Here is a 9,704-nt window from a genome sequence, read left to right on the forward strand (position 1 = left end):
CTCCAATTAGCATTGTTGATAAAAGCATCATTTTTTTTGATTTCATTTTATTAATCTCTTTCCATTTTTATTATAAAAATAATTATTCAACCTTTTTAAATGAATACATAAATATATCTAAGGCTTATCACATTATAAGATGTTTTTTTTTTTTTTTTTTTAGCAAAAAGTTTTAAAAAATAAAAAAATTTCATAATTTTTCATAAATTTAAGAAAATAAAAAACTATTATTAAATTCAATATAAACTAATTTAAAAAAATACAAAAAATGGTTAATTTTATTATTTAAATATTTTTTAATTATTTTAATCAATATTTAAAAGAGTATAATTTTTTTATACAAGTTAAAAAAGGAACAAATAACATGAAATTACAAAATTTTTAACTAATGGCAAGATGTGATTCAGTCTTTGACTGTGCCAGTTTATGTAAATTCAACTCCTCATAGAATATCACCAGAAATTTTAAAATTAGAAAATATGCCACCAACTGTATCAAATAAAACATTTAAAATAGATTTAGATATAGCTGATTTGGAATTAAAAAAGCAAATTAATTATTTTTTAGAAAATAATATTTCACTTTAAACATTTAATAATAATTTAACATCATTAAATGAATTTAAAAAAATGTTAAAACTAATTTAGAAGGTATTTTAAATAATAGAATATCTATTGAAGATGTTAAAAACAAAATTAAAAATTATTCTCCTGATATTTATAAAAAAGCTATTATTGAAGTAGAAAAACTAAATAAAATATAAATCAACAAAAATCAAAAAGCAAAATTAATGAATTAAATTATAATAAAAAACAATACTTAATTTTGAGCATGAAAATGAAAATACTGAATTGAAAGAACAAGAAAATATAGCCTTAAAAAATATTTTTTTTAATAAATTAAATAAAGCTGAAAAAATATTTAAAAAAAATTGAAAATTATTTAGAAAATTTAAAAACTTTTAATGCTTTAAGCGCTACATTAATTGCAGCTGCATGGGCTTTAGCTATTGGATATACTGGAGCTTCCTTTTTTTCATTTGGAGCAACAATTCCTAGTGCTATAGTGGCTACAACACAAACTTCTGTTATGACTATTTTTGTAAAATTAAGTTTTGATTCTCAATATGAAACTGAAGCTTGAATTAAAGAAATAAAAAATGAATTAAATAGTCCAGAAATAATCGAAGGAAAACACTATTTTTCTAAAGATTTTAGTGAAATTAAAAAAATATTTTTTGATTTTAAATTTACAAAACATGGGCAAGGAACTCTTTTATTTTCAACAATTTGAACTTATGGAACATCTGGATATTTAATGTTGAAATTTGGAGATTTAATAAAGTTTAATTTTTTTTAAAAAAATTTCAGATGTTTTAGTAAAAAAATTTGCTTGAATGACATTCAAAAAGTTAGCAGAAAATTTGATTGTTAAAAGAACAATTGTAGAATTTACATCATGAGCTTCTCCTATTGGAAAATTTATTTCAGTTGCTGATAATGTTCTTGCATGAAGTTCACTGTTTAATGAGTTTAGTTTGCTTTTATAAAATTTTTTGTTATTTTGGTATATCAATTATGAATAAAGATTAGTTAAAAAATCAGTGATTAAATTGAATTAAAGATGAAAAAATAGATGAAAAAATAAAACGAATTGATGAAATTTATTTTTTAAAAATAAATTACACAAAAAAATAGTTTTTTAAAGTATTTTTTAATTACACTTATATTTAGTTTTTTATTCTTTATATTTTTATTGCTTCTTGGAGCATTTCCATTTTCTTTTTTTGATATTATTGAATTAATTAAATCAAAGGCTATATATACTATTTTTACTTTTATAGGATTTATTTTTTTTAGTATTTTTGCTTTTGTTGTTAAAATCAATTTTTGAAATAAAATTAGTTACAGATATCAAAATTATAAAAGTAAAAAAAGTAAAAAACCAAGATTAAAAAATCAGAAAATTATAACTTATATGATTGTCAAAAGTGAAGCATTACAAAATTATTTATTTGCAACAACTAATCAATTTAATTTTATAAATTCAGGAAAAATAATTACACATAAAAACTCAGATGAAAAAGAAAAAGAGTATCTTATTAATTGTTTTTTTTATGAAGAATATAAATTTTTTGATGATGCATTAGAACAAAAACAAAAAATGCCTGTTGGAATACACAACATGTTTATATTTGATGGATGACATTTTTTATATAAATTTGAAACAACTAGTGGTAAAACTATTTATTTAAGAAATGATATATCCATATTTAGAGAAACAGTAAAATTTTTTATTAAAAATCAACCAAATGAATATGATCAACAACTTTTTTTAAAAAAATTTCCACAAGGTAGATTTAAAACCAAGCACAATCAAAATTATTTTTCCATTAGATCATTTTTTTGAAGAAATGCAATTAAAATTAAAAGCAAAAATAATTATGAAGCTATTATTCATTCTCTTATTGAAACATTGGATAATGAATTTAAAAAAATTGATCAAATCGCTGAAGAATTAGACAAATTTAATTTAGTTTAAAATTTAAAACACTACATAAAAATAAAATTAGAATTAACTTTTTAAAATTTTCAATTTTTGTGATAGTGTTTTTTATTTTAATATTTATTTAAAAACAAATTTATGAATAAAAGTTAATAAAATGTACAATTATTCGCAATTATTTATTACAAAAATTTTTTTATTTTTCTTGCATTTTCAACAATAAAATTTTTAGCAATTTTTTAATAAATTTTTCATTCTATTTTTATTATTAATTATAATTAATAAAACAAAGGAGGTACAAGTGAGTTATAAAACATTATACAGAAAATATCGCCCAACTTCTTTTGATGAAATTGTAGGTCAAGACCACATTATAAATACTTTAAAAAATATTATTAAGACCCAAAAAATTGGTCATGCATATTTATTTAGTGGCCCCAAAGGATCTGGAAAAACTTCACTTGCTAATATTTTTGCAAATATTTTAAATTGTTTTCACAATGAAGATCCAACAAAGGCTTGTTATAATTGCAAACAACAAATTGGTAAATCACTTGATATTATTGAAATGGATGCAGCATCAAATAATGGTGTTAATGAAATTCGAGAGTTAAAGGAAAAAATTGAGCAGTCACCAATTAATAGTAGATTTAAAATTTATATTATTGATGAAGTTCACATGCTTTCAAATAGTGCTTTTAATGCATTGCTTAAAACTCTTGAAGAACCACCACTACATGCTATATTTATTTTTGCTACAACTGATCATCAAAAAATACCTTTAACTGTAATGTCAAGACTTCAAAGATTTAATTTTAGACGTTTAAGTATCACTGAAATTACCAATCATTTAAAATATGTTCTAAGTAAAGAACAAATTAAATTTAGTTTAGAAGCTTTAAAAATAATTGCAAGATTATCATCAGGAGGAATGCGAGATGCTTTATCAATTGCTGAACAAAGTTCTTCATTTGGAAACGGGGAAATTAATGTAGATGATTTAATGACTAATTTTGGAATTATTTCAAACAAACTTGTTATTGAGATTATTAATTATTTGTATCATTCAGATATTGAAAAAACTATAAAACTATTTACAAAATTAATTAATTATGGAATTGATGCAACACAATTTGTTTTAAGTTTAATTTCAATTGTTAAAGAAACTTGATTGTATTATTTAACTAAAAATGAAAAATTTCTTGAGTGAGTTTCACTTGAAGAAATACAAAATTTAACAAATGATTCAAAATTTTTTAATTTTGTTTTAAATGAATTAAATGATATTCTGCCTAAATTAAAACGCTCTGAACATGCTTTTGAATTATTAGAATTATTTTTTTTAAAAATTTGTTCAGAGAAAATGGATAAAAAAAATATTTTGCTAAATTCACATAAAAACCAGCAATTAAATAATATAGAAGCATCTTTAGATATCAAGAAAAAAAATGAAATAAATTCTAATCTTACAAAAGAAAAAGAGTTTGTACCTGATCATGATTTTGGAATTGAAAATATTATTAAATCAGAAAAAGAAAATATAAATCAATCATTTGATTTTTTTGCAATGAATGAAGCAACACTAAGAGAATATGAAGTTAAATCTAATTTAGATAAAACTTCAAATTCTACATTTGAAAAAAATGATGAAATTGAACAAAAAATAAATCAAAATAATGAATTTATAATTGATAGTAATGAAAAAAATAATTCTAAATTAGATGTTTCAAATGACATTATTGATAATCAAGAAATATCAACTGAAGATAAATTAATTTACACACAAGAAATTGATTTAGAAAAGACGATGGTTTTAAATGATTATAATGAAAATTTATATCAAAATCAATGAAACAAGCAAGATATTGCTAATTTATTACATATTTTAAGACTAAAAATTCAAAGCAATATTAAAGATAATTTGCAAGATTATAAAGAACTTTCAGAAATAACAATTAATAAAAGCAAACCAGAATTATTTCAATATATGAGCATGTTGAAAAATACTAAAATTCTTGCGGGATCCAATACTTTTATTGTTTTGACTTCAGATGATGAAAATCTTTTGTCAAATATTTTTAAAATTAGAAACACTGAAAAATTTCAAAAATATATAAATTTTGTATTTAAAGGATATAAACATATTTATTTGTTGTCTCCTAATTTAAGAAAAAGTTCTTATGCTCTTTACAAAGAGCAAACAATTAACAATCAAATTCCAAATAATTTAGTTGCAATACCCCCACTTACAAGACTTGAAAATCGTTTTGAAGATGAAACAATTGAAAGTAAAGCAAAAATTTTATTTGGTCCAGCAATGAAAATAATAAAAAGAGGTAAATAATATGAATAACGAAATGCTTAAACAACTTAAAAAAATGCAATTAGATCTTGAAAAAAAACAACAAGAACTTGAGGAAAAGGTTTTTACAATAACTAAACAAGGTATTAAAGTAGAAATTAAAGGAGATTTCTCAATTCAAAAAATTACAGTTGATGAACTTTTAATAGATCCTGAAGATAAAGAAATTTTAGAAGATTTAATTTTAATTACTATTAATGAAGCAATTGACAAAATTAAAGAAGAAAATGAAAAAATTACTCCAAAAATGCCAGGCGGAATGCCATTTTAATGTTTAATTCTAGTTTAATTGAAAAATTTATTGAGGGAATTAGACAATTACCAAATGTTTCACGCAAACAAGCAGAAAAAATTGTTTTATGAATTTTAAAAAATGATGCATCAAAAGTTGGTTTGTTAGCCAATTCTTTTAAAAATCTTAAAGAAAAAGTAATATTTTGTCCTTTATGCCAATCGCCAAGTGAAGTAGATTTTTGTCAATATTGTGATGATGTTAATCGGGAAAATAAGCTTTTAGTTGTTGATAATTTTGCAATTATTGAAAAAATTGAAAAAGGCCAGTTTTATAAAGGGAAATATTATACATTTAAAAATTTAATGACTAAGGAAGAAAATCTTGATCAAACATTAAAAGAAATAAATTCTTTAAAATTTTATGCACAAAAATTTGATGAAGTTATATTAGCAATATCTCCAAATTTATCTGGGGAAATGACTAATATTTTAATCAAAAAAGAATTTAAAGACAAACAAATTAACATTTCTCAATTAGCAATTGGGATACCAATTGGAGCATCAATTGATTACATTGATGAAATGACCTTAAAATTCTCTTTAATTAATCGACAAAAGTAATGGGAGTAAATTATGTTTATTACATTTGAAGGCCTTGATGGAAGTGGTAAAACTACAACAATAAATAAATTATTTACTTATTTAAAAAATCATTTTAAATTAAATAAAATTGTTTTCACAAGAGAACCAGGAGGAAAAGAATTAACAGAAGCTGAAAAAATTCGTAAAATTATTTTAGATTCATCTTCAAATTTATCAGCCGTAGCAGAAGCAATGTTATATTCAACTAGTAGAAGAATTCATTTAGAAAGAGTTATTTGACCTGCATTAAAAGAAAATAATTTAGTTCTTTGTGATCGTTATATTGATAGTTTTTATGCTTATCAAGGTTTTGCGAGAGATTTGGGTTTAAATTATGTAAAAACCTTAACAGAATTAATTATTGATAATTGTATTCCTGATATAACTATATTTTTTAATATAACTCCACTTCAAGCTAAAAATCGCAGAAATCAAAATCAGTTACTGGAAGATCGTATAGAAAAAGAAAAAACTGATTTTCATGAAAAGGTTTATCAAGGATATTGACAATTAATCAATCAAGAATTGGAACGTTTTATTGTAATTGATGCAACTAAAAATGAAGAAGAAGTTTTTCAAGAAACTCTTTCTAAACTTTTAGAAAACTCTAAATTTAAGGAATATTTAGAAAAAAATGTTATCAGCTAATCAAGAAAAAATATTAAAAAATATTTCACTAAAAAATCAAATTGCTCATTTATATTTAATTGAGCACCCTCACAATTATAATATTGATGTTGATTTGAAACAAATTTTCGCTATTTTTAATAATTTAAATATTCAAACATTTAATCAACTTACTGATTTTCCAAATGTTTTTTATCTTGATTCTAAAGAACAGTTAATTAAAAAGTCAAATTTAGAAGAAATTTTTTCAAAAGTAGAATTAATTAATACTGATAGGCAAAGATTTTTTGTTTTTATCAAAAATATTGATTATTCTTCTTTAGAAGGGCTTAATTCAATTTTAAAGTCAATTGAAGAACCTAAAATGAACACTACAATTATTTTAACCACTCAAAATTTATTTAAAGTAATTGACACAATTAAATCTAGAAGTGTTATTTTAAAATTAAAAAATCCAACTTTTGAGCAATTAAAAATTAATTTTCAAAAAAATAATTTGTTTGATCAATACACAGAAGTATTATCAAGAATTTATCATAATTATGATACTGTTATTAAAATTTACAATAATGAAAATATAAAAATTTTTCTTGATTTTCTAGGTGCCTTAAATGATTCACTAAAGCAAAAAGTAATAATTTATGCTTTTTTAATTAAAAATCTTGAAAAAAATAATCAAGAAAAAACTGAATTTATTTTAAAGGGATTTGTTTGAATATTACTTTTAAATTATCAACTAATAAAATTTGAATTTAATTTTGGAAATAAAATTTTAAATTTAAGTAAAAAAATAAATAAAAAACAACCAAAGTTGATTAATATTATTTCTTTTATAGATCAATTTTTACGGGTTTTTAAAAGTAATTGAAATTTTTCCTTGCAAAAAGAAAAATTATTAATTGAATTAATGAGACTTTATGAGTAAAATGTATATAGTTGGTACTCCAATTGGAAATTTAGAAGACATAACTTTAAGAGCTTTAAGTATTTTAAAGAAAGTTGATATTATTGCTTGTGAAGATACTAGAGTTACTTCAAAACTGTTGAAATATTATCAAATTGAAAACAAAAAACTAATTACTTATAATAATTTTACTGAAAAAAATAGTTCAAAAGGAATTTTAAATTTATTACAAAGCAATGATTCTTTATCAATTGCTTTAGTTTCTGATGCGGGAATGCCTGTTATTTCTGACCCAGGGTTTCAAATTATTAAAATGTGTCGTGACTATAATATTGATTTTGAAATAGTGCCAGGGGTTAGCGCTTCAATTACGGCTTTTGTTGGGTCAAGTTTTTCACATCCATTTACATTTTTGGGTTTTTTAAAAGACAAAAGCATTCAAAGAATTAATCAATTAAAAGAATTAACAATTGGAACCTATGTATTTTTTGTTTCGCCTCATAAATTGATCAACTCATTAAAAGATATTCATTTTGTCTTTCAAGAACAGATTCAACTTTGTCTAGCTAAAGAACTAACTAAAATTCATGAACGTTGATTTTATGGAACAGCACAAGAAATTTTAAATATTTTAGAAAAAGAAAATTTAGTTAGAGGTGAATTTACATTAGTGCTAAATTTACCTAAAGTTAAAAGAACTAAAATCAATAAATATAAAAAAAATTAGAAAAATATTGGTGTTTATAGCATTTATTTTAACTTTATTTTTTAATAATAAAATTAACAAATTGGCTATAAAAATATTTAAAATTTATTCAATCTAAAAATATTGTTAAACAATTTTAAAAAAAATAAAATAAATTCATTCTTATTTTTTATTTATTAAAAAAAGTTCTGTTTGTAAAAAAGCAGAACTTTTAGTGTTGCAATGAAGTTAATTGTTAAACTTCAATATTAATAGCAAGAACATTTTTATTTTTTTAAAGCATTATATTTATTTTTAAAATTATTAATTTTGTCTTTTTGAGCTTTAATTTTAGCTAAATTATTTTTTTTAGCTTCTCTTTTTTGAACCATTAATTGATAATAGGTTTTGAGTTTATCATCTGAATTTTGTGATTTAGATAATTCTTCACGAACTTTTTGAGCAAGTTGAAATTGATTTAATTTAAAGCTTTTAATTTTTGATTTTAAAGCATCATGTTTTTTAATAATTGGGTCAGCTGAATTTTGAATTGAATGATTTCTTTTTATTAAAGTATCTTTTCTAAATTTTTCAATTTTAGCTTTTTTAGCTTGAAGTCGTTTAACTCTTTCTTGGGCTCTTTTTCTAGAGTCTTTAGTTTTTTCTAAATGTTTTTTTAATTTTTTTTGCCTTTTACTTTGTGATAAAGGTGAATAAGAAATTTGAGCAATAGTTCCAGCAGAAGCACTAAGAACTAAAAATCCCATTCCAAAACGAGAAAAAATTTTTTTAATTTTCATAAGATTTAATTATGTAAAATTCTATAAATTAAATAAATAATTTAAGAATATACAAACTTTCATTATACGGACAAATTTATAACTAAGTTTTAGTTGATATTTGTCCATTTTGATTATACATATATATTCACTAAATATATTTTTTATTTTGAAAAATTATTTATTTTGATTTTTTTTAAATAAAAAACAGTTTTTTTTTTTTTTTTTTTTACAAATTATTGGTTATATTAAAGAATATAATTTTTATATAAATAAAAATTTTAAAATTATTATATTTAATCATATAAAAAAGGATGAAATGAAATCTAAAAAAATAATGATTTGTTCTTCTATTCTTAGTGTTGTTTCCATGGTAGCAATTTCTTCTAGTTGTACACAAAAAAACAATCAAAATGAAAAACCAAATCAAAACATTATCTCAGAAAAACTAGAAATTAAAAAAAATTTTTCAAATTCAGAAAAAAACCCTTCTGAATCAAAAAATAATAGCTCTTCTATAACTTCTTCTTCTTCTTCTTCTTCTTTTTCTAATAATAATAATAATTTAGATAAGTCAAAAAAAACTGATAAAAATACAAATAATGATACAAGTTTAAATAAAGAAAAAACAAAACAAAAAACTAAACCTCTTTTTAATAATGAGAAAAATAAAATTAAATTAATTAATAAAAAAGATGATCATTCAACTATTACTCCTCCTCCTCCTACTACTACTACTACTACTACTACTACTACTGCTGTTACAGAAAAGAAAACTATAAATTCTACCAATAATGAGCAAAACAAAATAGTTTCAACCAATTCTGGGGTACAAACATTTCATAATTCACCAATTTCAGATGAACACAATAAAGATGAAAATTTTAATTTAAAAATAGAATTAAAAGCTAAAAAAGATCAAAATAACAAAAATATTATTAATACAAATTTAAATGAAGCGATATT

Annotated in this window: 12 protein-coding genes; 11 read left to right on the forward strand and 1 reads right to left on the reverse strand. The window is 21.2% G+C overall.

All coding sequences use genetic code 4. From position 1 onward, the window contains the following. Positions 1-398 precede the first annotated feature (398 nt). From U744_RS04650 to rsmI, 10 genes are all read left to right on the forward strand, one after another. Positions 399-587: a hypothetical protein gene (locus tag U744_RS04650; protein WP_156921650.1), complete on the forward strand. Its 189-nt coding sequence runs from the start codon at positions 399-401 to the stop codon at positions 585-587. Positions 588-1,065: 478 nt separating this feature from the next. After that, positions 1,066-1,359, forward strand: coding sequence for a hypothetical protein (locus U744_RS0103625; RefSeq protein ID WP_025755695.1), 294 nt, complete (start codon positions 1,066-1,068; stop codon positions 1,357-1,359). Between the two features lie 37 nt (positions 1,360-1,396). Continuing rightward, positions 1,397-1,549 (forward strand): hypothetical protein, encoded by a 153-nt coding sequence (locus tag U744_RS04655; RefSeq protein WP_156921652.1) that lies wholly within the window; start codon positions 1,397-1,399, stop codon positions 1,547-1,549. Between the two features lie 206 nt (positions 1,550-1,755). After that, entirely contained in the window at positions 1,756-2,541 is a 786-nt protein-coding gene (locus U744_RS0103635; protein ID WP_025755697.1) for a hypothetical protein, read from the forward strand. A 265-nt stretch (positions 2,542-2,806) separates the two neighbouring features. Beyond that, the gene (gene dnaX / locus U744_RS04335) at positions 2,807-4,849 is read left to right on the forward strand and encodes a DNA polymerase III subunit gamma/tau (RefSeq protein WP_025755698.1); all 2,043 of its coding nucleotides are present in this window, start codon (positions 2,807-2,809) and stop codon (positions 4,847-4,849) included. A gap of 1 nt (position 4,850) precedes the next feature. Then, positions 4,851-5,138: a YbaB/EbfC family nucleoid-associated protein gene (locus tag U744_RS0103645; protein ID WP_025755699.1), complete on the forward strand. Its 288-nt coding sequence runs from the start codon at positions 4,851-4,853 to the stop codon at positions 5,136-5,138. Then, positions 5,138-5,722, forward strand: a complete 585-nt coding sequence (locus U744_RS0103650; RefSeq protein ID WP_025755700.1) for a toprim domain-containing protein — start codon at positions 5,138-5,140, stop codon at positions 5,720-5,722. The genes U744_RS0103645 and U744_RS0103650 overlap by 1 nt, the downstream gene beginning before the upstream one ends. 12 nt (positions 5,723-5,734) lie before the next feature. Beyond that, complete coding sequence (gene tmk, locus U744_RS0103655) at positions 5,735-6,391, forward strand: dTMP kinase (RefSeq protein ID WP_025755701.1); 657 nt, start codon at positions 5,735-5,737, stop codon at positions 6,389-6,391. Beyond that, complete coding sequence (locus U744_RS0103660) at positions 6,378-7,295, forward strand: hypothetical protein (protein WP_025755702.1); 918 nt, start codon at positions 6,378-6,380, stop codon at positions 7,293-7,295. Before tmk ends, U744_RS0103660 begins: the two co-directional genes overlap by 14 nt. Further along, positions 7,288-8,001 carry a 16S rRNA (cytidine(1402)-2'-O)-methyltransferase gene (rsmI, locus tag U744_RS0103665; RefSeq protein ID WP_025755703.1) on the forward strand — a complete coding sequence of 238 codons (714 nt, stop codon included), beginning with the start codon at positions 7,288-7,290 and terminating at the stop codon, positions 7,999-8,001. Before U744_RS0103660 ends, rsmI begins: the two co-directional genes overlap by 8 nt. Positions 8,002-8,246: 245 nt before the next feature. On the opposite strand, the gene U744_RS0103670 is transcribed toward rsmI, so the two are convergent. Continuing rightward, complete coding sequence (locus U744_RS0103670; RefSeq protein WP_025755704.1) at positions 8,247-8,759, reverse strand: hypothetical protein; 513 nt, start codon at positions 8,757-8,759, stop codon at positions 8,247-8,249. 298 nt (positions 8,760-9,057) lie between these two features. Here U744_RS0103670 and U744_RS04340 point away from each other — a divergent pair. Then, on the forward strand, positions 9,058-9,704 hold a 647-nt coding region (locus U744_RS04340; protein ID WP_156921655.1), incomplete at its 3' end, for a hypothetical protein.

The organism is Mycoplasmopsis cricetuli ATCC 35279 (assembly GCF_000526955.1).
In the GTDB taxonomy this organism is placed as follows: domain Bacteria; phylum Bacillota_I; class Bacilli_A; order Mycoplasmatales; family Metamycoplasmataceae; genus Mycoplasmopsis; species Mycoplasmopsis cricetuli.